General features: G+C 60.1%; 27 protein-coding genes. 16 read left to right on the top strand and 11 right to left on the bottom strand.

The window, feature by feature from the left end:
- Window positions 1–57: 57 nt before the first annotated feature.
- The 3 genes from NLK60_RS01510 to NLK60_RS01500 all read right to left on the bottom strand — a co-directional run bounded on the left by NLK60_RS01510 (window position 58) and on the right by NLK60_RS01500 (window position 5,051).
- Window positions 58–708, bottom strand: coding sequence for a class I SAM-dependent methyltransferase (locus NLK60_RS01510; RefSeq protein ID WP_254809137.1), 651 nt, complete (start codon window positions 706–708; stop codon window positions 58–60).
- 70 nt (window positions 709–778) lie between these two features.
- On the bottom strand, window positions 779–2,863 hold the full coding sequence (locus NLK60_RS01505) for a type II secretion system F family protein (protein WP_254809136.1): 2,085 nt from the start codon (window positions 2,861–2,863) through the stop codon (window positions 779–781).
- A 58-nt stretch (window positions 2,864–2,921) separates the two neighbouring features.
- Entirely contained in the window at window positions 2,922–5,051 is a 2,130-nt protein-coding gene (locus tag NLK60_RS01500) for a type II/IV secretion system ATPase subunit (protein WP_254809135.1), read from the bottom strand.
- 135 nt (window positions 5,052–5,186) lie between these two features.
- On the opposite strand from NLK60_RS01500, the gene NLK60_RS01495 reads away from it, so the two are divergent.
- On the top strand, window positions 5,187–5,660 hold the full coding sequence (locus NLK60_RS01495; RefSeq protein ID WP_254809134.1) for a DUF5793 family protein: 474 nt from the start codon (window positions 5,187–5,189) through the stop codon (window positions 5,658–5,660).
- Between the two features lie 25 nt (window positions 5,661–5,685).
- Here the strand turns inward: NLK60_RS01495 and NLK60_RS01490 are convergent, their stop codons facing one another.
- Window positions 5,686–6,036, bottom strand: a complete 351-nt coding sequence (locus NLK60_RS01490) for a VOC family protein (RefSeq protein WP_254809133.1) — start codon at window positions 6,034–6,036, stop codon at window positions 5,686–5,688.
- Window positions 6,037–6,113: 77 nt separating this feature from the next.
- Between NLK60_RS01490 and NLK60_RS01485 the strand changes: the two genes are divergently transcribed.
- The 4 genes from NLK60_RS01485 (at window position 6,114) to NLK60_RS01470 (ending at window position 11,416) form a co-directional block, all read left to right on the top strand.
- On the top strand, window positions 6,114–7,535 hold the full coding sequence (locus NLK60_RS01485; protein WP_254809132.1) for a hypothetical protein: 1,422 nt from the start codon (window positions 6,114–6,116) through the stop codon (window positions 7,533–7,535).
- Window positions 7,532–8,194, top strand: coding sequence for a DUF998 domain-containing protein (locus NLK60_RS01480; protein ID WP_256530385.1), 663 nt, complete (start codon window positions 7,532–7,534; stop codon window positions 8,192–8,194). The genes NLK60_RS01485 and NLK60_RS01480 overlap by 4 nt, the downstream gene beginning before the upstream one ends.
- 64 nt (window positions 8,195–8,258) lie before the next feature.
- Window positions 8,259–8,537 (top strand): UPF0058 family protein, encoded by a 279-nt coding sequence (locus NLK60_RS01475; protein WP_254809131.1) that lies wholly within the window; start codon window positions 8,259–8,261, stop codon window positions 8,535–8,537.
- Window positions 8,538–8,791: 254 nt separating this feature from the next.
- Entirely contained in the window at window positions 8,792–11,416 is a 2,625-nt protein-coding gene (locus NLK60_RS01470; RefSeq protein WP_254809130.1) for a DUF7527 domain-containing protein, read from the top strand.
- A 391-nt stretch (window positions 11,417–11,807) separates the two neighbouring features.
- Here the strand turns inward: NLK60_RS01470 and NLK60_RS01465 are convergent, their stop codons facing one another.
- The gene (locus tag NLK60_RS01465) at window positions 11,808–12,113 is read right to left on the bottom strand and encodes a hypothetical protein (protein WP_254809129.1); all 306 of its coding nucleotides are present in this window, start codon (window positions 12,111–12,113) and stop codon (window positions 11,808–11,810) included.
- Between the two features lie 529 nt (window positions 12,114–12,642).
- On the opposite strand from NLK60_RS01465, the gene NLK60_RS01460 reads away from it, so the two are divergent.
- The 6 genes from NLK60_RS01460 to NLK60_RS01435 all read left to right on the top strand — a co-directional run bounded on the left by NLK60_RS01460 (window position 12,643) and on the right by NLK60_RS01435 (window position 17,228).
- On the top strand, window positions 12,643–14,025 hold the full coding sequence (locus NLK60_RS01460) for an adenylosuccinate synthase (protein WP_254809128.1): 1,383 nt from the start codon (window positions 12,643–12,645) through the stop codon (window positions 14,023–14,025).
- 124 nt (window positions 14,026–14,149) lie between these two features.
- Window positions 14,150–14,356: a methytransferase partner Trm112 gene (locus tag NLK60_RS01455; RefSeq protein ID WP_254809127.1), complete on the top strand. Its 207-nt coding sequence runs from the start codon at window positions 14,150–14,152 to the stop codon at window positions 14,354–14,356.
- Between the two features lie 11 nt (window positions 14,357–14,367).
- A complete protein-coding gene (locus NLK60_RS01450; protein ID WP_254809126.1) occupies window positions 14,368–15,003 on the top strand; it encodes a DUF7524 family protein in 636 nt (211 codons plus the stop codon).
- Window positions 15,004–15,170: 167 nt separating this feature from the next.
- Window positions 15,171–15,632: a DUF7471 family protein gene (locus tag NLK60_RS01445; RefSeq protein ID WP_254809125.1), complete on the top strand. Its 462-nt coding sequence runs from the start codon at window positions 15,171–15,173 to the stop codon at window positions 15,630–15,632.
- Window positions 15,629–16,141 carry a winged helix-turn-helix transcriptional regulator gene (locus NLK60_RS01440; protein ID WP_254809124.1) on the top strand — a complete coding sequence of 171 codons (513 nt, stop codon included), beginning with the start codon at window positions 15,629–15,631 and terminating at the stop codon, window positions 16,139–16,141. Before NLK60_RS01445 ends, NLK60_RS01440 begins: the two co-directional genes overlap by 4 nt.
- 55 nt (window positions 16,142–16,196) lie before the next feature.
- Window positions 16,197–17,228 carry an AIR synthase family protein gene (locus NLK60_RS01435; RefSeq protein WP_254809123.1) on the top strand — a complete coding sequence of 344 codons (1,032 nt, stop codon included), beginning with the start codon at window positions 16,197–16,199 and terminating at the stop codon, window positions 17,226–17,228.
- Between the two features lie 109 nt (window positions 17,229–17,337).
- Here NLK60_RS01435 and NLK60_RS01430 read toward each other — a convergent pair whose 3' ends face one another.
- Complete coding sequence (locus NLK60_RS01430) at window positions 17,338–17,673, bottom strand: hypothetical protein (RefSeq protein ID WP_254809122.1); 336 nt, start codon at window positions 17,671–17,673, stop codon at window positions 17,338–17,340.
- 135 nt (window positions 17,674–17,808) lie between these two features.
- Here NLK60_RS01430 and lrpA1 point away from each other — a divergent pair, with 135 nt between their 5' ends.
- The 5 genes from lrpA1 (at window position 17,809) to NLK60_RS01405 (ending at window position 21,127) form a co-directional block, all read left to right on the top strand.
- A complete protein-coding gene (gene lrpA1 / locus NLK60_RS01425; protein ID WP_254809121.1) occupies window positions 17,809–18,237 on the top strand; it encodes an HTH-type transcriptional regulator LrpA1 in 429 nt (142 codons plus the stop codon).
- Between the two features lie 76 nt (window positions 18,238–18,313).
- The gene (locus tag NLK60_RS01420) at window positions 18,314–18,829 is read left to right on the top strand and encodes an SRPBCC family protein (RefSeq protein WP_254809120.1); all 516 of its coding nucleotides are present in this window, start codon (window positions 18,314–18,316) and stop codon (window positions 18,827–18,829) included.
- Between the two features lie 212 nt (window positions 18,830–19,041).
- Window positions 19,042–19,959, top strand: coding sequence for a DMT family transporter (locus tag NLK60_RS01415; protein WP_254809119.1), 918 nt, complete (start codon window positions 19,042–19,044; stop codon window positions 19,957–19,959).
- Window positions 19,960–20,083: 124 nt separating this feature from the next.
- Window positions 20,084–20,365: a HalOD1 output domain-containing protein gene (locus NLK60_RS01410; RefSeq protein ID WP_254809118.1), complete on the top strand. Its 282-nt coding sequence runs from the start codon at window positions 20,084–20,086 to the stop codon at window positions 20,363–20,365.
- A gap of 42 nt (window positions 20,366–20,407) precedes the next feature.
- Window positions 20,408–21,127, top strand: a complete 720-nt coding sequence (locus NLK60_RS01405) for a DnaJ domain-containing protein (RefSeq protein WP_254809117.1) — start codon at window positions 20,408–20,410, stop codon at window positions 21,125–21,127.
- Window positions 21,128–21,195: 68 nt separating this feature from the next.
- Here the strand turns inward: NLK60_RS01405 and hflX are convergent, their stop codons facing one another.
- From hflX to NLK60_RS01380, 5 genes are all read right to left on the bottom strand, one after another.
- On the bottom strand, window positions 21,196–22,689 hold the full coding sequence (gene hflX, locus NLK60_RS01400) for a GTPase HflX (protein WP_254809116.1): 1,494 nt from the start codon (window positions 22,687–22,689) through the stop codon (window positions 21,196–21,198).
- Between the two features lie 307 nt (window positions 22,690–22,996).
- Entirely contained in the window at window positions 22,997–23,269 is a 273-nt protein-coding gene (locus NLK60_RS01395; protein WP_254810522.1) for a DUF3194 domain-containing protein, read from the bottom strand.
- 6 nt (window positions 23,270–23,275) lie between these two features.
- On the bottom strand, window positions 23,276–23,671 hold the full coding sequence (locus tag NLK60_RS01390) for a prefoldin subunit beta (RefSeq protein ID WP_254809115.1): 396 nt from the start codon (window positions 23,669–23,671) through the stop codon (window positions 23,276–23,278).
- 152 nt (window positions 23,672–23,823) lie between these two features.
- Complete coding sequence (locus tag NLK60_RS01385) at window positions 23,824–24,096, bottom strand: KEOPS complex subunit Pcc1 (protein WP_254809114.1); 273 nt, start codon at window positions 24,094–24,096, stop codon at window positions 23,824–23,826.
- A 51-nt stretch (window positions 24,097–24,147) separates the two neighbouring features.
- Window positions 24,148–24,282: a DNA-directed RNA polymerase subunit P gene (locus NLK60_RS01380; protein ID WP_254809113.1), complete on the bottom strand. Its 135-nt coding sequence runs from the start codon at window positions 24,280–24,282 to the stop codon at window positions 24,148–24,150.
- Between the last annotated feature and the right edge of the window lie 3 nt (window positions 24,283–24,285).

Below are 24,285 nucleotides of genomic sequence, written 5' to 3'. Positions count from 1 at the left end.
GATAGTCCAAACCGCTATCGATCGCCGCCGGATCGGTGCTACCCTGTTGGGACAAAATCAGCGACTCGAGTTCGGTCTGACGACCGCATAGCAGTTCCCGCTCGAGAGTTCGAAACTGACCGTCTCGAGAGAACTGGCCTCGAGGTCCGCGGTAAACTCCTGGGAGTCGTAAATGTGATAGAAGCGGTCGACGGTTTCGCCGCCGGGCAGGGTCCACTCGACAGTGGTATCGAATCCTGTCGTTTCCTCGAAGGCATCGTGGGCCGTGCTCCAGGCGCTGACGAGGGCAACGCCGTCCGAGACCAGGACATCTGCCAGCGCGTCGAGACTCGCCAGACGAAGCTCGCGTGTTGGCAGATGATGCAGCGTCGCGACGTACACGGCGATATCCACGGCCCCCGATCGAACCGGGAGCGTGCTGGCATCCGCTTGCACCAACTCGACAGTAAACCCTCGCTCTCGAGACCGGTCGGCAGCGGTCTCGAGTAAACCCCGACTCACGTCGACCCCGAGGACTCGAGTGGCGTGTTCGGCCAGCACTTCGGCGTGGCGGGCGTTTCCACAGCCGAGGTCGAGCGCGACATCGATGTCGCGGTCGCCGTAGCTGTCGACGAACGACTCGACTTCCGGCCAGGCGTACTCTCTGGTCGATGCGAAGTGGGCCGCAATGCGGTCGTAGGTGTCCCGAACGTTTGCCCGTCGGTCCATCGCCCCCATCTGCGCCCGCTCGAGGTAAATGTCGACCGATATTGACTCGAGTCGAGGCCTGTTTCACCGGTCAGATGAACAGCGCAAACAGCAGGAACGACAGCGCAACCATCGCAACGGCGTGTTTTGCCCCGGCTTTCACGTCTCCAGCGCTCAACTGGCCGGCGATCAGCCCCGAGAGCGCGCCCTGTATCAGGGTCGCGTGATAGAACAGGGTGAGATACGCATCAGGGTCGATATCTCCAAGCCCTGCCAGCCCTTCGACCTGTGTCGGGTCGACAGCATCCCCGCCGCTTTCCAGCGCTTCAATCTGGAGGTTCGGCAGCATGTACCCGGCCAACACGGCGATAATGAACAGGAACACCAGGAACGAGATGTAGACGACGACCATGTACTCGAGCATGGCCTGTCGACGTTCACGCTTGAGCCGTCTATCGGCTGCCGCCTGGCGTGAGGTAATCCGAAGCACCGTCGAGAGGTCGCCACTGGCGTTCATCGCCTCGGTGAGCAGCGTCACGACTCGGGAGGTCGCTCGCGTACGAACGCGGGCACCGAACCGACGGAGTGCGGTCTCGAGGTCGGCACCCCACTGGACGTCACCCCAGATTCGGTCGAGTTCGGTGTCGAGTCCGCCGAGATCGGACCGTCGAAGCCGGCCGATAGCACTCAAAAGCGGCATGCCGGCTTCGTTGAGGCTTGCGAGCCTGTCGAGCAGATCGGGAATTGCGGCCTCGATGGCGTTCAGTCGCCGACGATGGATTTCATAAAAGAGCGCAAATACGACCCCGGCAAAGAGAAACGCAAGAACGAGGACGTCGTCGATCGCAGTGACCGTCAGGTCACCAATAGCTTGCGCGCTCTGCGCACTCGAGAGGATGACGATGGCCGCGAGTGGGACGGTCACGAGAAACGTTAATTCGGGTCGTTCTGTCAGCGTCTCGAGTGGAGCGCCAAGCCGCTTTCGAATCGACCGAAAGCGACGGTAGAGCTGTACCCGCTCGGCATTGGCCGACGCGATATCGTCGGCGTGTCCGCCATCAGTTCGAACGGCCTGCAGTGCGATCGAGTTCGTGTTTCGGGGATCGATGGCCTCGTCAGTCGGTCGGCCGGGGTTGATCGAGTCGGTGACCATACTGAGATAGACCATGAATGCGAGGTTGCCAAACGGCAAGATCACGTAGATCAACACCTGCAGCGGCTCGAGCGTGTCACCGACGGAGATACCGATGACGAACAGAATGGTGATGAGAAAGAGCGGCCCGGCAACGAGAACGGTGACGTACGCCTCCGCAAGCGTCCCCAGCAAATCGAGCATTCGCTCCTGTTGTGATTCGCTCTCTTCTTGATACTCGTGGTACTGGCGCTCGAGAAACGGCGAGAGCCCCTGTCCGCTCTGTAAGACGCTCACCAGGTTCTCCGTGAATTCGCGAAACTGCGGGCTGGGAGACCGTCGGCCCATCTCCTGGAGGGCTGAGATGACGTCCATCCCAAAAGTGTCCATGTTTCGCACTGCGACGTCGAACTCACCGGCGGCGTCACCGTAAGTGTCCTCGTTTGCCGCGACGATACGGATGATTTTCGGAAAGGCCATTCCGCTTCTCGAGAGTGCGTAAATGAACGAGACTGTCGAGGGGAGCGCGGCTTCGATGCGGCGTGCCCGGTTGTCGGCCACGTACGTCGGGTACCACCAGCGGAGCCAGTATGTGCCACCACCGGCGAGCGCTCCGAGGGTCAGACAGGAGAGCAACAACAGCCCGAACAGTTCGAGCGGTGACAGCGATGGCACCCCGCCGAGGTTAGCCAGGAACCCGAGTGCACTCGGCAGTTGCTCGCGCATAACGTTTGGTTCGATAGAGAGTACGAGCAAGAGCCCCCAGATGACGTAGATTCCGAGTATGCTTCCGACGATGGCGAACAGGGCCGCATACAGGAACGATTTCGAGCCGTATTCGCGATAGGTCGTCCCGAAGTGTGCCGAACGAAGAGCTTTCTGGCGACCGGGGTGTTCGCTCCGGAACTCATCGACGTACGAACCAAATATCATTACGGCTCCTCGAGCCAGAACCGTATCTATCCCCGGAACCACCCGTGCGAGAGCAACGGGCGCACAGAGAACGACGATGACGATCAGCGGGAGGAAGTTGGCGAGCGTCATAGCCCCTCCACGTTACCCCTGGGTCTCGTCTGCCACCCGATTCTCGCGGCCTCGCAATTCATTGGTCGGTCCCAACCGGTAACTCTCCGCTTTCATCGTCATCTATACGTTCAGCCCCGTCCCTCGAGTCAGCAGGCTCCGTGGCCGAGTCTTCTTCCGTATCCGGTCGGTCCTCAGGTTGCGATTGGTCGGTCTGGACCTCGCTTCGAGAGTCCTCGGTCCGGTTTTCGGTTTGGTATCTCTCGTCCGGTTTGGATTCGGTTGGACGAGTTGCCTCGGTTCCGGCATCGTCGATGTCTCTCCCTCTCGAGTCCTCATCTGACGCTTTTTCGACGATTGCCATCACCCGTTCTTTGTTGGCGTAGTATTCGTTGACCAGTGCGGTAAATCGCCGATAATCGGAGACGCCGTTTTCGAGGGCGTACTCGAGGAACGCTTCCCGGTTTCGACGCTCGATCAGGAGGTCACGTTGACTCCAGCCCTGATTAGTTCGTATTTCTTCGAGGACGCGACTGTTCTCGTGACGGTACGTATCTGACTCCCCGTGCCAGCGGTAGGCCGTCGAATAATCGAGTTCGCCCGTTCGCTGGTCGACCCCTTCGATTTCGGCCAGCACTTTGTTCCGCCTGACGCGTTCGCCATCGATTCTGGTCAGCATCTGGACCGAGAGGATGTCCAGGCTCTGGACCATCGCTCGAGGGACGTTGATCGGTTCGTTCTCGAGTCGGTTGATAACGGTCTGGACGGAATCGGCGTGCATGGTGGAGTAGGTCGTGTGACCGGTATTCATCGCCTGGAAGAGCGTGATCGCTTCGTTGCCACGGACCTCTCCGACGACGATGTACTCGGGACGGTGACGCAGAGCCGACCGCAACAGGTCGTACATCGAGACGTTTTTGCCTTCGTGGAGTCGTTCTCGCGTCACCGAAGAGAGCCAGTTGTCGTGGTACAACTGGAGTTCGCGTGTGTCCTCGATTGTCAGCACCTTCGACCGGGGTGGGACGAACATGGATATCGCGTTCATACTCGTCGTTTTTCCGGACGCAGTCCCGCCGGCGAAAATGAGGCTCTTGTTGTGTTCGATAGCGAGCCACAGGTACGCCATCTGTTCGATACTAAAGGTGCCGTACTCGATCAGGTCGACGGGCGTCAACGGCTCGTCGGCATATTTCCGAATCGTAAACGCGGACCCTCGAGGCGTGACCTCCTCACCGAGCGCTAACTCAGCACGGGAGCCATCCGGTAGCGTCGTTTCGACCATCGGGTCGCCGACGGAGATGTGCCGACCGGAGTGTTGTGCCAGTCGAATGACGAACCGATCGAGGTCGTCGGCTTCGAACGAGACGTCCGTCTTCACGTCGGTAAACTGGTCGTGGTAGACGAAGATGGGGAGGTCGTAGCCATCACAGGAGATGTCCTCGACGTGTGGGTCGTGCATAATCGGGTCGAGTCGCCCATAACCACGAAAATCCCGAAAAATGTAGTAGAAGATCCGATAAAAAGATCGCATATCGATCTCTGCGCCGTAGCGTTCGAGATACTCGTGAATCGTTTCCAGGAGCACCGTTTCGACGTCTTCAGTCTCACTGTCTCGATACAGCAGCGGGTCCCTGACGTCCTCGAGCAACGTCTCGAGAAGGAGGCGTTCGTCCTCGTCGAGTTGGGGTTCGACGGTTCGGTATCGGTGTTGGCTCCGTCGTGAATCGTACTGGATGATTACGTATGAAAACGGGGCGTTGACCCAGTAGCGTTCGATTTCCTCGATATGGGATTCCGCGTCAGTTCCGGGGCCCGTGTCTCCCGTGCCGTCATCGTCAGTGATAGGAGGTGCCGCATCGACGAGCGGGCCGTGTGCCTCCGGATCGTAGGCACTGACGTCGATCCGCGACCCTTGCAACATCTCGACGGCACGCAGGAGCGTTCGCCGTATTCGGTCGAACGTCGACTCGAGGGGCGGATTTTCAGCGTCCGACCCTTCCTCGAGCGGTGCGGTAGTCCCTGCCGCCGAGTCGTCAGTCGCTGTTGCAGCCGAATCCGCTCCTGGCGTGGGCGTGTCACTTCCTGCCGTCGGTGAATCAGTACCAGGTGTGTCAGAATCCTCACGACGTGACGTTTTACGTTCGTCTGTGGTCTCGTCAGTGTCACCACCCTGGCTTCCCTCCCGATGGTCGTCACGATGAGAATCCATACACTCGTATTCCCTGAAACGTGGGTACCGAAGGCTCTTAAATTGGATGGCCCACCCAACCGGCGACGGTTTCGTGGAATCGTATTGCGTGGGCGTTACGTTCATACCGCGTGAGTGCTAACCGACAAGTGCGTAATGAGGCGCGAGTACTTCACGCTAGACGTCAGCAACATCGACTGGATCGAAACCGACGACGAACCACACCGTCCGTCGGTAGCGATCGATTTCACCGGACCCGAGTCGCTCCTTCGAGAGCGCCTCACAGGTCCCGATGGAGACACCCTCGAGGCAGCAGAAACCGACGTTGCCCTCCGATTGCAAGGCCCGATCGGTGACGATGAGACGACCGGCGTCATCAGCGTCACGAACCGAATGACGGGTGATTTTATTCTCGAGTTGAACGAAACTGCAACTGACGTCCTTCGGTTTATTCGCGCCGCTCGAGGCTACGGGAAGGGGAATACGGACACTGATGGCGAATATCACGTCTCAATTGCGGTCGACGGCGAAACGTTCGTCGAGTTCGACAAACGGACGTTCCTCGTCTACGACGAAGACGGCGACCTGCTTCGCCACCACAGCCTGATTCCAAGCGGCGTCGAGTTGTAACGGCAGTTTCACCCTCCGGCCGGGTTCAGATCGAATCCGTTTCGTGAAGAAACGCCTGTACTTCGATGGTTCGACCTTCGGGATCGGTGCCGAAGAACTGGTAGATTTGGTACTTTTCGTTCAGGACTGGCTTCTCGCGGGCGACGTCCTCGAGTTCGACGTAGGCTTCGTCGACGGCCGCTCGAGAATCGAGCACGAACGTAATCGTTCCCTCGAGGTCCGGATCTTCACGATCGCAGAACCCGAATAGAAGGTTGTCGTATCGTAAGATCGTGCAGTCGGGTTGTTCGAGCCAGCGTTCGGCACCGAGGCGTTCGGTGTAAAAATCGACGACTGTAGCGGGCGATTCGGTACCGAAAAAGACGATTCCGGTCATACTCACAATCCCAGCGCCTGCGGCAAAACCGTTTGCCTGTCGGTGTATTTATCTCGGTGCCATTACAGGTCAAATACATGAACGGGTCGGTGCGGGTGGTGGCTGTCGCGCTCGTCGTGGTGCTGGCGGGTTGTGCAGCCCCCGTCGCAGATTTACAGGACACGGGGAACGATGACGGTGGTGGTGAGTACGAGGACCCGACGCTTACCGTCGAGGGTGAGCTACCGGTGGACGCAAACCGAACGCTCGAGCGCGTCGAAACCTTGCTCGAGGTAGAAATCTACCCGCCGACCGTCTACGTCGAGGAGCCGTTCCGGACCAACGGGCCGATAGGCCAGGAATCCTCGAGTTTCTATACCGTCATGGGAGTCGGCGCTTTCGATCCCGACGACGTCGACGGTCAGTTGCGGGTGGGTGGCGTCGCGAGCGCGATGCAGGCCGTCTACATACTGCCGGGTGAAAACGCTACTGCCCCGGAAATCGAGCAAGTGCTCGTCCACGAGTTCGTCCACACGGCACAGTATCAACAGCACGCGCCACAGCGTATTCTCGAGTCGATGCCACCCGGCCACGCCGGGACCACCGATGGCACGCTAGCGCTCACGAGTCTCCTCGAGGGCGGTGCCGTCTACGTCTCGAGTGCCTACACAGAGCGCTACGACCAGCCGGTCGCTTCGGAGCGGGAAGTTCTCTCGGAGTTGTATCCCAACGCCAGCCCTGGGACGAAACTCGCCTGGGGACCGTACTATCACGGCGATCGGTACGTCGATGCAGCCGTTGATTCCCCTGCCACCCACTGGTCCGTGTACGACGAGCCACCGGTGACGATGGCAAGGGTGCTCAGCGGAGGGACTGGGAACGCGAGCCACTCGGGTGATCCACTCCCCACCTTCGACCTCGATATCGAGACGACGAATACGACCTGGCAGGCCGACCATGGCGTGACCGACGTGATGGGCGAGTTCGTCCTTCGGACTGTCCTCGAGACCGAGCTCTCGACGGCCACGAGCGCTGACGCTGCCGCCGGTTGGCAGTACGACCAGCTGGTTCCCGTGGCGACACCTGGGGCTTCCGGGACGGACGGGTACACCTGGGCGATCACGTTCGCTGACGAAGCCAACGCAACGACGTTCGAATCGGCCACGGTCAAGTACCTCGAGAACCGATCGGAAACGGCTGTCATCGACGGTGAGCCGGTCGGCGCGTTCGAAAACAGTACGGTGAGTGACCGTCGGAACGCAACCTGGCTCACCGACGAATATGCGTTCGCCATTGACCGTCCCGATGATCGAACGGTCGTGTTGTTCGCTGGAAACGAATCGTTCGTTGACCTCGAGGCAAGCACAGTGACCGACGAGGCAGGGGTTTCGGTCACGCTCGAGGGTGCCGACACCGACTCCGAGACGGTAGAATCGATGGCCGAGTCAACAATGCCCGAGTCAACAATATCTGGCCCCTCCCAGTTCGGTGGGTCCGAACAAGAGGTGGTCGCTCCGTGAGGTCACTCAACCACGACATCGATCCCGAACGACTCGCTATCCGCGCTGGGCTGGTGGGTCCGTCAATTGCTGTCGGAGCGATGCTGCTCGCGACTGTTCTGGCAGCCCCGGAGACCTTTACCTGGCAAACTAGAGCACTGTCGGACATGGGGCGGACCACAGCAACCACCTTCTGGCTGTTCAACGGCGGGCTGATCGTCGGCGGTCTCTGTGGACTGCCGTTCCTCTGGTACCTGTGGACCACCGCTCGTAACGGCCTCGAGCGCGTCGGCATCGCCATCGCTACCCTCGCTGTGGGTGGGCTAATCGGCGTCGGCCTCTTTTTCCTGGGACACACGGACTACTACCTGGCGACCGACATGCACGGCCCCTCGGCACTGACGTTTTTCGTCCTGGCACCGATTGCCCAGTGGGTGATCGGAACCGGCCAGGCCCTCGAGGGTGAAACGCGGCTGTCACTGGCATCGTTCTGGTTCGGTATCTGCCAAACAGTGGGCTGGCTCGGTTGGCTTCTGTGGCGGGCAGGGGCGACCGATCCCTGGCACTGGTTTGCGATTCCAGAAACGATTGCGGCTATCGCCTTCGGTGGCTGGATTGTGCTCCTCGCATTGGATGCTCGGAAAGCCTCTTTCGGGAACGACGAAACCGACAGTCACTGATACTGGAGAATTTGGCACAGTGAGCCACACAAACCTTAAATTGAGACCGTTCATACCTCGGTGTATGCACAAAGATGAACTGCTCGAGCTCCACGACGAACTCGTCGTCATTATGGAGTACTTTTCCGAGCGAGAAAACGTCGATGCCAGCCTTTTCGACGCGTATCACCAGCTCGATATCGATCCGGACGACGTCCATAAATCGAAAAGTGAACACAAACACGCGGTGTTCGTCCTCGGAAATGCCCTCGCGAGCGCGATGAGCGAAGACGAGTTCTCGAGTGCCGGCCGAATCGGCAAACGGATGCAAGAGCTCGCTGACGACGCCGAGTCGAAAATCTAACCCGCTCTCGGTCGGATTTGCATCCCTCTCGATGGTTTCGAGCGCATACAGGCCATTGAAAGCTATTGCAGACGCGACAACAAGACAGCGTCCAGATAGGGGGAGCCAATCGTTTCTCTGGCTATACTATCAAGCCGATGAAAACTTGTTGCGGTCGGTCGCTTGATCGACTAACAGGTGATTTTTCGTCTTGATGCGTCGTTTCTATCGGAGCCAGGCGAAACGTATTTACAGCGGTTCCCGCTTGTTGCATTATGGATCCGCGCACGCACGAACGCGTCGAGCGATGGGAGTCTCGGCCGTTTTCTGGCGGTTACGACGGCCTCAGTGACCTCGCCGACGCAGAGTTTTCCGGTGCCGTAACGGCCGGTGGCGCGTGGGCGTTTATGCTCAACGGCCGTATTGTCGGCGTCTTCGACGGCTCCCTCGAGACGTTCGAATCGAATCAGGGCACCATATACGATTCCCCCCACCCCTCACTGCCGTTGCTGTGTACGATGCACGAAGGCGACAGCGAGACGCGAGCCAAGTATTACACGAACGACACACCGATACACGAGGTCGATCGCACGCTCCAGAACAAATCGTTCACGGGCTACGTCGAACTGAGCGAACAGGTGCTGAGCGGCGATTACTACCTCGTTTATTATGGTGGCCGGAGAATGGCGGCCGCGTACATCGGCAACGCCGAACGGTTACTCACCGGCGAGGAAGCGTTCGAGCGGGCCGACGACGAAGTCGGGATTTATCGTGTCGTCGATACCTCAATCGAAATTGCCGACATTCCATCCGACGAACCGGAGCCGGAACCGGCAGCGAGCATCGATGAAGGAAGTGCTGAGGAGCCAGGTGTCGATGAAAGAGGTGCTGATACCGACCTCGAGTCTACGGACACGGCACCAGTCGCCGACGCCACGTCACAGGTCGATCCGAGGGAAGAGAGGACGGACGCTTCCGAAAACGGGATTACGACGACCGCGTCACCGGTCGAGGATGTCACCCCGTCAAACGGCATCACTGATGCGAAGAGCATCACGGACGAGCAGGAAGGGGACACTGACAGCGCAGTGAGAGATGGCACTGACGAGGCGACAGCAGTCGATAGCAGTGACGAGGCGACAACGGCCGCTGACGACGATCAGAGCCCACAGCCGATGCCACCTGCTTCGGACGAGGACACCGGGTCCGTGATCACGGAAGCGGAAGCAGACGCGACGACGCCCGAACCAGAAGACGCGACGACGCCCGAACCAGAAGACGCGACGACGCCCGAACCAGAAGACGCGACGACGTCCGAAACCGAGGTCCAAGGAGAGCAGGAACCACCGGCCGGGGATACTGGTCGGGCTGCCCAACCGATGCCACCCGCCTCGAGTGACGGCCTCGAGCCGGACGAAGTGGAGCAAGCAGCCAACGAGCTCGATGACGATGCATTGCCCTGGAATCAGGACCCAGAACCCGATTCCCAAAGTGCTGAGATTGACGAGACTGCGCCCCAAGGAACGAAACCGGAAACGTCCCAATCGACCTCTGCAGACCCGCTCGAGGAACGCTTCAAACGTGAAGAACAGTGGCGTGAAACGCGACAGATACCGTCGATCGACCCCGATAATTCGAAGGACGCTCCTTCGTCGAAACGAACACGAACGGGTCGGTCATCCGCACGGTCAGACAAGCGACCACGACGGCGTTCCAACTCGGAGAAGACTACTGACAGCAACTCCAGTGATACCCAGTCCTCGGAGACGGCCCGCACGTCGAGTTCGACATCGACGCCAAAGTCCTCGCGGTCACGCCGGCAACAGTCGTCGACACAATCGAGCCGAACGCCACCTGGCCGGAGCGCAGAAGATGCACTCGAGCCCGACATGCTCGAGCGAGAGGACCGCATCGACCAACTCACGCAAAAAGTCGACGAACTCGAGGCCGAGAAATCAGCCCTCGAGAACCGAAGCGAGGAACTAGAAAGCGAACGCGACACGCTGGCAGCGGAGCGTGCGGAACTCCAGGGTGAACTGGAATCGCTCCGCGAGGAACGGTCCGAGATGTCGACGACGATCGACAGTCTCCGGAGCCGGATCGACGAACTCGAGAACGAACTCGAGCGCGTGCGTGAACAGCGTGCGGCTGGGATTCCGGTCGATGCAACCGAACTCACACCGAACGACGCATTGAGAGGGACGAACCTGTTCGTCAGATACGACTCGAAGAGTCAGCCGACCCTGAAATCAGCACACGACGATGGTGCTGATCGTGACGCGGTCGTCGAAAACCTTCGTCTGGAACACCATACGCAGTTCGACTCCGAGAACGTCGTCGTCAATGGCCAGCCCTACGACGAGTTCTTGCACTCGAGTATGGAGTTTCAACTCGTCAGGTGGCTCATCGAAACGCTCCCGTTCGAGGTTCGAGATACCGGTCATGGGGACGCACTCGGCGACCTGTACGATGCGATCCCGTTCGTCGACCGCGCAGAACTCTACGCCACCATCTCCCTCGAGGACGACGAAACCGAAGGCGTCCCGGATACCGTCGAATTCGACGTCGTCGTCTTCGACAAGATGGGGAATCCCCTGATCGCTATCAACCTCAACGACGCCCGCGAGCCCGCGACACGCGGAATGCTCGAGACTATGGAGGCCTCCGCATCGGCGGTGAAAGCGAACCACCCTGAGTTGAGTGCTGCGTTCGTCGTCACCTCGAGTTTCTTCGAACCGGGTGCCCTCGAGGTCGTCGAACAGGCGACCGGTGGCGGCGGATTCCTCAGTCGGGATTCCCGGATGAGCTACGTGTCCCTCTCCCGGAAACAGGGTGGGTATCATCTGTGCTTGGCCGAATCACGCTCGGGTGGGTTCCACATGAACGTCCCCGAACTGTAGCATTTCCTCACGCTTGACGAAAAGCGGTGAATCGAGAGCGGTGTCGGATTCGGCTGCGATTACTCGAGTGCCGTCCTTTCATACGTCCTGCTGTACCTGCACCGGCTTTCATACGTCCTGCTGTACCTGCACCGGCTTTCATACGTCCTGCTGTACCTGCACCGGCTTTCATACGTCCTGCTGTACCTGCACCGGCTTTCATACGTCCTGCTGTACCTGCTCACCGGTGATCCTCATCCGTCACAGTGCAATTTCGGGAAGAGACGACAGTAAACCTATCAGGCCACGGAAGCAAACTCCGTGGTGTTCACTCGAGTCAGCGTTACAGTCGACACTATCGAGGACCTTTACCGCAACAGAGTCAGGAAGAGGTCCGAGACGCGAGTCGCAGTTAGCCTTCGATTTCGGCGACGTCCTCGATTTTCATGGCATCGAGTTTGTCGACGATTTCGTCGAGTTTGCCGTCGAGTTCGTCGACGAATTCGATGGTGCGCTCAGTTTTGATCGCACCCTGGCTGGAGGGCTCGATGAGGTTTTCTTCCTCGAGGACGCGGAGGGAGTACCGAACCTTGTGGTGGGGGTAACCAGTCTCGTTCGACATTTTGACGATCCCGATCGGCTCGTTCTCGATAACCATCTTCAGGACCTGCAGATGTCGTTCCAGCATATCAACTTCTTTCTCAAGTCGGTCTATCATGGCATTTGTTAACTTGTCTTTGCACCTTTTAAAGATTGCCCTCCTGAGGCGAAGAATCGGGGAATAGATTGGAAAATTTGTCATGGCAGTAGTTAACGCTTCGGGTTCGTGCCAGTAACCCTCACGAACAATCCTTTGAGTGACGGTCGAACAGATGCACTGAGTGGTTGGTCAAGTCATCGGGATTATCGTAGCCAGTCGGCGGTTTCGAAGGACGGCTGTCGACGCTGTGACTCGGTTCTTCGTCGGTACCGATGAACGCCGACGATACTCCCTATCAGGACCTGTGAACCGGACGATAGCGGTTTGCAGGCTCGGTTCACGCGACAACGCTTGACGGGGTGCTGAGCGAGTGGATTACGGTTGAGTTCGCGATACCTTCACTCGGGCCATACCGTTCGGTATCCACACCCAACCAGTATTTTCGGAGATTTTGGAGTGGATAATGCATGGTTGTGCATACATTTTCGTTCAGAAGGACACACAGACCGTAACCGGTTTATCGGCCGGGAAAGAATCCGGCGTCTGTATGACTGTCACAATCGTCGGGTCGCAACTCGGCGACGAAGGCAAAGGTGGCGTCGTCGACCTCTATGGCGACGCGACCGATGTCGTCGCACGGTATCAGGGTGGCGACAACGCCGGACACACGGTTGTCCACGACGGCGAGAAGTACAAACTCTCTCTGGTTCCCTCTGGAGCCGTTCGAGGCAAAATCGGCGTTCTTGGGAACGGCTGTGTGGTCAACCCAGAGACCCTGTTTGCCGAGATCGACCAACTTCGTGAACGCGGCCTCGAGCCCGACGTTCGCGTCGCCCAACGCGCGCACGTTATCTTACCCTACCACCGCGTACTGGATGGAATCGAAGAAGACGAAAAAGCCGACCTCGCGGCGGGGACGACCGGTCGCGGTATCGGACCCACCTACGAGGACAAGATGGGCCGACGCGGTGTCCGAATCGGTGACCTGCTCGATCCGGACGTGCTCCGGGAGCGACTCGAGTACGTCGTCCCACAGAAGCGAGCACTCGCCGAGGAGGTCTTTGGCGTCACACTCGAGGGCGAGGCCGCCGAGGCGTTCGATATCGAACACCTCTTCGAAACGTACCGCGAGTACGGTGAGCGACTGGCCGAAGAGAACATGACCGTCGATTCCGGCACGTTCCTCCAGAACAGAATCGACGCCGGCGCAAACGTCCTGCTCGAGGGGGCACAGGGGACCTCCATCGACATCGACCACGGCGTCTATCCGTACGTTACCTCCTCGAACCCGACCGCAGGCGGTGCGGCCGTCGGAACCGGTCTTGCACCGACCGTCGTCGGCCAGGGTGACGTCGTCGGTATCGTCAAGGCCTATCTCTCGCGAGTCGGCACGGGCCCACTCCCGACCGAACTCGGTGGCGTCGAAGGACAGACGCCCGACTACGACGCTGACGACGGGACGAACGAAGCCGACGAAGAACTCGCCACCTACATCCGTGACGAAGGTGGGGAGTACGGCACGGTCACCGGTCGCCCACGGCGCGTCGGCTGGCTGGACATGCCGATGTTGCGCCACGCCGCGCGGGCGAACGGCTTCACCGGCCTCGCGATCAACCACATCGACGTGCTCGCCGGCCTGGAAGACGTCAAGGTCGGCCACAGCTACGACTTCGACGGGGAGGAAGTGTTTACCGTCCCACCGACGACCGAACAGTGGGCGCGCTGTGAAGCGAACTATCGTACCTTCGACGGATGGCCGGAAGTCGACTGGCAAGCCGTCGCCGACAACGGCTACGAAGCCATTCCAGAGAACGCCCGAACGTACCTCGAGTACATCGCCGCCGAACTCGACGCCGACCTGTATGCGATCGGTGTCGGGCCGGGTCGCGAAGAAACCGTTGTTCTCGAATCGCCGTACGACGACGCGTAAGCGTGTTTTGAACGGTTTTTACGACCCCACTTGGGCCGTTCGATCCGCGTCTCGACCGTTGGTTCCCGATCTCGAGTGAGAACGTTCCCGAAGCCTTTTGCTGGATGCGGTCCCCTGTCGACGTATGAAGGAGTCGTTGCTGGAGATCCTGTGCTGTCCGCTGGACAAAAACGACCTCGAACTCGAGGACGCCGAGTACGACGACTCGAGCGAGGACCCCGAGATCATCTCTGGAACGCTGGTCTGTACAGCGTGTGGGGAACGGTACCCGATCGAAGACGGGATTCCCAACCTGCTGCCGCCAGACATGCGTGAGGAGTCACCCGCCTAGAGGCGATTTTCGTGGCTCCCGAGGAGGTTACCGTCCGCGTCGACCGCACCGGAACCGAGTCGCTCGTCCCCAGTCGAGACGCCGTCACACTCGATGGCCCACTCACTATCGTGCTCGAGGCCGAATCGAGTCCCGCACACGTCCACTGTCGACTCCGCGGTCCGCTCGAATCCGTTGGCTCGATTCGGCCATTGACGGATGACGACCGTGGCGACGCGAACTACTACGTGGCACCCGGTTCACCGACGAAACTCCGTCTCGACATCGAACCGATGGACCTCGGATCGCCCCTCGAAGGTACTCTCGAGTTAGTCTCGAGTTATGGTGCTGCGACCTGTGCTGTCGATATCACTCTGGTTCCGGGACGACGACCGGTGGATGTCGACCGAAATCTCGGACAACCACAACGGCCAGAGACCGAGCGCACGGAGGACAAAGGTAGCAACGAACGACTCGAGATAGTTACCGGGCTGGATTCGGGAACACTGGGCATCGTCGTGCTCGCGGCAATCGCTCTCGGGATCGGTATCGCAACTGCGTTCGTTATCGGTGGCGTCGCTGCCTACCTCGCGCTAATGATTATCGGAGCCGGAATTGTCGGTGCGCTGGCTGTATTGCTCGGCGTGATCGATCCACCCGGCCAGTGACCGGCTTTCGGTTCTCCGTCGCGGTCCTGGACAGGCCTCCAGGTCGATTTTTCCAACAGCTTCGGCCGGTGCCGTCACTCGAGTGCCTTTCACCTCGCCAACACGATTTTCTGGTTCATTCGCCGAACAAGCGAATCGCACAAGACCCCTGAGCCACAAAAACGAATATGTATACGGAGCCGTCCCGGCAAGTCGGTCGACTCCATGGGACGTTCGACAGTTCGATAGGAGGGTTATCCGTACCCAAAGCGGCACCCAGACTCGAGACAGCCGTTCTCGAATCTGGCCGCGTAGACTGGCTGGACTGGCACCTTGTGCTGTTACTTGCGCTATCAGCGATTGGCTCGTTGATCGTCTTCTGTCTGGCCGCCGCCGCATTACATCGACGGCGGTCGATGCCGTACCTCCTCATCACTGGGGCGCTTGGCGCGCTGGTTATGCGCCCCATTGTCGGCACTGGCACCGTACTGGGCCTGATTCCAATGCGAACTCATCATACGATCGAACATCTACTGGACCTCATCATCGCCGGACTGTTGCTCGCGGCCATCGTCATGGTCGGCCGCCTCGAGACGAGTCCGAATTCGAAACACGACTCGGAGATGTCGGATGGAGGTGATCGCCAGTGAGCGAGACGAGAGGGGAGATTCGAGCAGCGATCGCCGGCGACCCCGGGGTACACTTCAATGCCCTCGTTCGGGAGACGCCGTTCGCCCCGGGACAGGTACAGTATCACGTCCGCCGGTTGATCGCTTCCGGCGACGTGGTTCGCCACGAGCGATTCGGCCGGACCCATTACTTCGCCCCGGAGTACAGCGAGTGGGAGCGCGATGCGCTCGCCGTCCTCCGTCGGGAAACGGCGGCGGCAATTGCAACCGCGCTCTATAGCCACGGTACGAGTCGACCGAACGAACTCGTCGAAACACTGGGTATCCCACGCAGCACGCTCGAGCACCATCTCGATCACTTACTCGAGTGTGCGGTTGTCGACCGAGAGTACGCACGCGGCAATCACGTCGTCCTCTCGCTGTCTCGTCCTGCGGAGACGGCAGCATTGCTCGAAACCGTCGATCCACACCCCGGGTCGAGGCTGGTCGACCGGTTCGAGCGACTGGTGGACTCGTTCCTCGAGGGGTAGGAAGCGTTCGAGCGCCTTCGACAGCTACAAGCCGACCCTGGCCGACGAACGGCATATGCCCGGAAAAGTCCACCCCGACGATCTTCTGGACCACGTCTTCGCTCGGACGGGTGAAACCGATGACAGCGTGCACCTTGGCCCGGCAACCGGCGAAGACGCCGCCGCAATCGACTGGCCAGGTGGCAAGCTCGTCGTCAGTTCCGATCCGATCTCGTTAGCGGCCTCAAAAGTCGGCACCCTCGGCGTCCACGTTGGCTGTAACGATGTCGCCGCATCCGGTGCCGATCCGCGATGGCTCACGACGGTCCTGTTACTTCCAGAATCGGCCCGTTCCAACGACGACTCGGACGACGAAGGCCCCAGTGTACTCGAGCAAATCACACACGACCTGGACGTGGCCGCTCGGTCCGTGGGAGCGACCATCGTCGGCGGGCACTCGGAGTACGTCGATACCCTGGAGCGGCCAGTGGTGTCATTGACGGCTATGGGCGCGGCGGAGACCGTTATCCCGACTGGGGGAGCGAGCCCGGGAGAGCAAGTGATCCTCACCAAAGCAGCCGGTATCGAGGGGACGGCGATTCTGGCCGCCGATTTTGGGGACGAACTCGACATCGAGAAGGCCGTCTGCGAACGGGCCGAAACGTTCCTCGAGGAGATAAGCGTCGTTCCGGATGCCCGAATCGTCCGCGAGTACGCAACGGCCATGCACGACCCGACTGAAGGTGGCGTAATCTCAGCCTCGCTCGAACTTGCCCAGGCAGCGGGCGTGGACGTCGAACTCTCGCGCGGGTCGATTCCGGTTCGTTCCGAAACGGCCCAGTTGTGCGAGGCAGCAGGCGTGGACCCGTTACGCATCTTTGGGTCGGGTGCACTGCTGGCAACCGTTCCCGTCGATAGCGTCGACGCCTGTCTCGAGGCCCTCGCCGACGCCGGAATCGAAGCCGCAGCGATCGGTACCGTGAGCGCGTGTGATGGAGATGTACCGGCACTCGAGGTGGACGGAGAACGATTCACGGAGCCTGTCGAAGACGACCTGTATCCGCTGTGGGCCGCCGCGGATGCCGGAAAGAGCGAAGGAAACGGTTGATACACTCCCGGGACGTCGTCTACGGGTGTGCACTGGCCCTCACTGGCTACTACACCGCTCGAGGCTCGCGACGCGGTAGTAGAACGGGAGTGGGTCACGCCCTGGTTCGTCACTCGAGCGTGGAATCGCGATCACCGTTCCAGCCCCATCCTTTCGCAAACCGTTTTGTGAGCGTGCTCAGGACAAGCAGACTGACGAGCAAGGCTCCGAGAGCCAGGGGTTGATATCCAACGACGAGTTGGTAGAGTGCGTAGACAATCATGCTAATACCCATGAGCAGTGCCGTCGTACCTGCACGCCTGGAGACGTACGCCGGGTCGACGCTATCGTCGTAGTGAACGTGCAGGTCCGGCCGGCCACCGAAGGCAATCATGTAGGCGGGAATCAGGACAATAATGCCGCAGACGAGCCAGAATATCCCCATGATGGTGTCGAAGGCGACCATTACAGTTCCTCGAGCGAGCGGGCGAATAAGCCCAACGATTACCTGGTTCCTGTCCGTCCAGTAACATCACGGTCGATGACGAGTCTGTGTTTACCGATTCAAAAGATATTTTTCTATCCGAGGAAAAGTAAGGGTATGAGTACCCGCCCCACCGAAGACCGTATCCTCGAGGTGCTCGAGGACGATGCCCAGGCGTCGTACGCCGAAATCGCTGCACGGGCAGACGTCTCGAAGCCCACGGTTCGGAAATACATCAATCAACTCGAAGAGGACGGCGTCATCGTTGGCTACTCCGCCGACGTTGACCCGAAAAAGCTCTCCAGTCAGACCATCGCCCTGGTCGGCATCGACGTCGCCAGCGAACGCTACGTCGAGGCAACACGGGCCCTGAAAGCGCTCGAGGAAGTGGAGGCACTCTATAGCTCGAGCGGAGACCACATGCTGATGGCCGAAGTACGAGCAGCGGACGGCGACGAACTCGGCGATATTATTGCGACCCATATCCTCGAAATAGACGGCGTCACCGCGGCCCACCCCTCGTTCTTGCAGGAGCGACTCAAGTAGTTCTAGTACTCCGTCGTGGAGTCGTCCCACCACTCGTAGGTTTCATCGTTTTTACCCTCGAGCCCGTATCCTGCGTATGGCCACCTACGAGCGTGAGACACGAATCGACGCACCCCTCGACGACGTCTGGCAGTTTCACTCGACATCGGCCGGACTCGAACGACTGACTCCTGATTGGATGGGATTGCGGGTCGAGTCCGTCATGGGGCCGGACGGCGACTCGGACCCGGAGATACTCGAGGCCGGGTCGGAGCTCTCGCTCTCAATCCGTCCGTTCGGCGTTGGCCCGCGCCAGTACTGGACGTCGGTGATCACCGAGCGAGTCGAGAAACCTGGCCGGGCATACTTCGTCGACGAGATGGTGCACGGCCCGTTCAAAACGTGGGTCCACACCCACTCGTTTTTCGCCGACGGCTCGGAGACGGTCCTCAGAGATCACGTCGAATACGAACTCCCAGTAGGTGGGTTCACCGATCCCCTCAGCCCGTTTTCGGAACTCGGTTTCGAGGGCATGTTTCGCGACCGCCACGCCCGGACGCGTGAGGCACTCGAGTCGACCTCCACACTCGAACCACCGGCCGCTCCAGAGTGAGTGATTCTCGGCGAGTTCACTTCCCCTCTCTCGTTTCGCTCGAGTCATACGGTTTACTGTAACTTTTTACCGGTGATTGCCCGCACGACGCCGGCAATCATCTGTAAGAGACTACAGTAAACCGTCTCAGTCAGTGAACTCGCCGAACATCGCAACCCTTCGGGTTACTCAATCTCGGCGGATTCGATACTGCTTTCACCCCGGTCACGTATGTGAGCGACGTGTTCCGTCAGGCCGACCTCGAGGTTACCCCGACCGTCGCGCTCGCGTTTGCCGTCTTTGCGGCGAGCACCAGCGCGATTTTGGTCCGCTGGAGCGCTGCCCCGAGTTCGATCGCGGCGCTGTATCGCGTGCTGTTTACCACGTTGCTTGTCGCGCCGGTCGCGTTCGTCCGCTACCGCCACGAGTTTGCCAGGCTCTCGGCCCGTGATCTCGGGCTGGCGGCTATCGCCGGTATCGCCCTCGCGATTCACTTCGCGGCGTGGTTCGAAAGTCTGAATTACACGAGCGTCGCCGCGAGCGTAACGCTCGTTCAAACCCAACCGCTGTTCGTCGCTATCGGCGCGTGGCTCGTGCTCGACGAGCGAATCGGCCGAACGACGGTTGCCGGCCTGCTCGTCGCATTTGCCGGCGCAACCGCGATGTCGTTCGGCGGCGCGGGAGACGCACCCGTTGCTGACGCAACGTGGTACGGAAACGCACTCGCCGTCCTCGGGGCGGTTACGGTCGCAGGATACGTGCTCGCGGGCCGGTCGATCCGCCAGCGCGTCTCACTGTTCCCGTACGTTACCGTCGTCTACACGGCCTGTACCATCACGCTGCTCGCACTCGTCGGCGTTCAGGGCCACGAGTATCTGGCCTACCCGCCACGTGAGTGGCTGCTCTTTCTGGCGATGGCGGTCGGCCCCGGGGTGTTCGGTCACACCGTCGTCAACTGGACGCTCAAGTACCTCGAGTCAGTCGTCGTGAGTGTCGCCTGGCTGGGCGAACCCGTCGGCTCGACCATCCTCGCGTTCGTCCTGTTAACCGAGGTTCCGGACCTGATAACGGTCGCTGGCGGCATCGTCGTCCTCGCCGGAATCTACTGGACGACGATCAAACGGGCGAGCAACCCAGACGGCCTCGAGTGACACCGAAGCGTAGTGGAACCGTCGTGGCACTCGAGCAAACCGCCTTTCACCGGAAAATAGTTATCGAGAGAGAAGGTCCGAAAAAGACAGATTTAACAGTGGACTCTCGTTAGTGTTTCCAAGAATGGGAACGGGGGAAGATCCTATCGGTTCGGCTTTTCACACAGACCCCAGTCTCGTGATCGTCGAGCATATTGCACAGAAAGAGGGCGTCGACGTTGCTGATCTCTGTCCACCGGAGTACCCGCCGTTGCATACGGCGGTCGATCCACAGGCACTGGATACACTGCTCGCAGGCGACAGCGACAAACTGCTGCACGAGCAACCGATTACCGTTCGATTTCAGTACTGTGGCTACGAGATTACGGTCTCGAATGATGGAGAACTCATCATCGAACCGCAGTAACACGGAAAGACTCATTTTTGCGTGGACGGTTATCTGCAGTAGATGGAGAGCCACTACGAAACGCTCGGTCTCTCGCCTGATGCCTCCCGGAGTGAGATCAGGCGTGCCTATCGGGTGCTGTTAAAACGACACCACCCAGACCAGGGTGGCTCTCGAGAGCGGTTTTTGCGCATTAAACGGGCCTACGAAGCACTGACTGGAGAACAGGCACCGGAAGCCGACGGCGGGGCCGTTCCACAGAGCGCAACTGCACAGACGTACGACCCATCGGCTCGCATCGACGGTGTTGGTCCGGAACTCACCGTTCGTGGCGACCTTCTGTCACTCTCCCTGGTCGGTCTCGTCCAGGACGTTCCCCTTGCGGACCTGCTCGATGGACGGGCACGAATCGGGACACGCAGGCCGGTCGCATTCTTCAGCGTACACAATACCGCGCCCCGGGCGGTCGAGTGGCGTGGCCGGGCAGCGACGAGTTTCGTTGGGACGGACGGCTTCCTCTATCAGGGCTCGAACATGCTACGACCACACGCCCAGAAACTGCCACCGACCTGGTCCGGGACCGACCTCGAGTTACAACCCGACCGGGCAGTTAATACGCTCGTGGTGGCCCAGGAACTTCCCGACGACGTCGAGGTTGCGAAGGTGATTTACGCGCAATCGAGCACTGACGACGACGGGAACACCCAGACTGAACGATACCTCTTCGATGTTCGTCCCCGCGCTCGTGAGACGCTCGACGAGTTGCCGGCCGATTTTGACTAACTTGCCCCAAGAGCGGTTGGTAACGCCCCGAGCGTGCCGCCGGACGGCAGCGAAAGTCGCGTCTCGCGTCAGTCCTTCCGGAACGATGGCGCGCTCGCGCACAGCTGCTCGAGTACCTCCGAACGGCCGCGACACTCGAGAACGACGGTCGAATCGCGATAGACAACGTCCTCGACTGACGTCCGATCGTACGCCTGGGAAATAATCGACATTGCGTCGTCACTCAGTGGCATCTCGAGGGCGAGGGAGTCAGTGGGTAATCGGCTCGTGACGGCGCGTCGAAGGGCCTTCATATTCCTGCCCGTCCGGACGCTGAGCGGAATCGGTTCTTCGAACAACCGACGGACGAGCGCGATGCGTTCCCGATGCTCGCTACCATTGATGGTATCGATCTTGTTCAGGGCTGGCACGATCCGGTCCCGTTCGACGCCCTGTTCGTCGAGTACCTCGAGAGAGACCGCGACTTTCCGTTCGATCGTCTCGAGCGGATCACTGCCATCGATCAACAGGATAACGGCGTCTGCACCCGCCGCTTCCGACAGCGTCGAACTGAACGAAGCGATGACATCGTGGGGAAGTTCGTCGACGTAGCCGACCGTATCCGTGACCAAGAGCGGTCGTCCATCGATAGTCGCCCGTCGGGTCGTCGTCTCGAGGGTTTCGAACAACCCGTCGGCAACGCTCGCCGTCCGGTCTTTGTTCGAGCCGTCGTTCCGTGTCGAGTCATTCTCGACCTCGAGCGCCAGGTCGTCCGCCAGTCGATGCAACAGCGTCGACTTGCCGGCGTTGGTATAGCCGGCAATCGTCACGAGGTTGAAGCCCTGCTCGCGACGGCGCTCGCGAAACTGGTCGCCAGGGTCCGGCAACTCGTTTAGTTGGCGCTCGAGGTAGTCGATTCGGTCCCGGACGTCGTAGACCCGCGTCCCGCTCTCGGTGAACCGATTGAGCTGTCCCGCATCCGTCGCGGCAACGAGTCTGGGCAACTCGTAGTTGAGACGGGCGAGTTCGACTTGGAGGCTCGCCCGACGCGTGTTCGTTCCCGTTTCGAAAATCTCGAGGACGAGCCGATACCGATCGAGCAGGCGAACATCTTCGGGCAGGACATCGCAGATACCGTGGTGTTGCCCAGGCGTGAGGCGGTCGTCGACGATGACCGCCGAGACATCCAGTTCGGCTACCGTCTCACTGAGGGTCTCGAGCGCCCCGCGCCCGAGATACGTCCCCGAGTCCGGATGACCGCGCTGGGTCTTCGTCGTGACGATTCGGTAGCCCGTGGCCGCCGCCAATTGCTCGCACTCCTCGGTAGTCACTGGCGGGTCGGAGTCCCGAGCGACGACGAGAGCGTCGGCTCGAGCCGCTTTGGGCCGGCCCTCTCCGGTTCGAGAACGCTGTGTTCGATGCTGCTGGAAATCGTTCGTTTGACTTCCCGATGCTGATCGGGATGTATCTTCATCCGATGGTGACATTGAGATGTGCTGGTTGGCTGCAGGGCACTGTTCGACGACATCAACGTCGGGGCTGTGACGGGGAAACCGCCGTGATCGCGTCACCCCTGATGTCATCGCTCGAGACATCCGTCAGTCGTGTTCACCGGGGCGACCCCGAACACCCTCGAGGCGTCATCGCCCGGCTCGTGTGACAACACGTGCTGGTTGACAACAGCCGGTGAACCCGCGTCAACAGGAAGAACTGGTCTCCATCGGTCTCGAGCAAGGTTTCAACCCCTGTCACAAAAGCGTTTGTGAGGGTGCGTGAGAAGTTGCCACTCGTGAAAAGAAATCGACGTCACACTCGAGGGGGCCACACGACCGCCATTGATAGAGAGCACTACAGGTCGGAAACGATAACCGAAAAAGGGCGCCGCGAAGGTTACTCGTCGAACAGTTCGTCGACTGCCGAGCGAGCAGCGAGTGCAGCTTCGTCGGCAACCTGATCGGCCGACCGACCGTCTCCAGCGCCGTCAGGCGCGTTGAGGTAGACGTCGACCTCGAGGACGCCGTCTTCGAAGACCACGGTCACGTCGTAATCGCGTATCGCTGACTGTTTGTACGCCGAGAAGATCTCGTCCTCGGCCGCATCGGAGGCCGTCTGGACGACCGTCTCATCCGACGGTTCCGACGCGTTCGAATCCGCGTGGGACATCGGCACTTATGCGCCGCCTGCGCCCGGGCCGCCTGGGCCGGCCGGACCGCCGCCCATGCCGCCACCGAGGAGGTTCTGGAGTTCCTCCTGGAGGCTCTCGAACTGGGTCTGGACGCGCTCTTCCTGTTTCTCGAGCGTCTCGAGGCGAATCTCGAGCGTGCTGACTTTGTCCTCGAGCTGGTCCTGAGCGTCGTCGTACTCGGTCTGGACGAACAGTTCGCCGACCTGACGGTACATCGTCGTGTCGTCGTCGACGTCCTCGAGTTCCTCGAGGGCGGCCTGGGCGTCGTCGAGTGACGATTCGGCTTCCTGTTTCTGGATGGCAACCGTCTGTGCGGTCTCTTGGAGGTCCTGGAGCTGTTCGATTTTTTCCTGTGCCTCTGGCGGCAGGTTTCCTTGCATATCTCGACGGTCGCTTTCCGCACTGATAAAGCCAAGCTTTGTCCCGCGCCGTGTGAACCGTTCAGATTAGGGGAGAGTTTTGGGAGTTACACTCCCCGAGTCGCTATCGTGCATGCTCCGTTGGTGAAAAAACGTACCGCAGCACTCTCGAGTTACCCATTTTCTGGGCCCCCCGCCCGCGAACCGATCCTGGCAGCTTGCTCTGCCACCTCAACCAGCGTCATCCAGGTGTTGAGCGCCGCCCGCAATGCTGTCAGGTCCTTTGCTACGACCATGATAGTAACAGTCCGCTCCGACCGCTCGAGCGTCGTCTGCGAACGCTCGTCGTCGATTTCGCCGATTTCTTGGGCAACAGCGTTCTCGACAGCCCGTGCTCGAGTAGCCGTCTCGTAGGTGTACTCGAGGGTTGCATCGTGGGGAAACACGGGTAGAAATGAATCCGTGCAGCCGACAGCGGATGAGCCGTCCCGGCTGCGTTACTCGACGGGGACGGTTTTCACGTCCCGGCTGCGTTCTTTCAGGAGTACACGGTGTCCACAGTAGGGACAGCGGACGCCGCCGTACTCATCGAGCTGTACGTCACGTTTGCAGCGGGAACATTTGTAGCTCATCTG

Source organism: Natronosalvus amylolyticus (assembly GCF_024298845.1).
Taxonomy (GTDB): domain Archaea; phylum Halobacteriota; class Halobacteria; order Halobacteriales; family Natrialbaceae; genus Natronosalvus; species Natronosalvus amylolyticus.
This window is presented reverse-complemented; position numbering and strand designations above follow the sequence as displayed.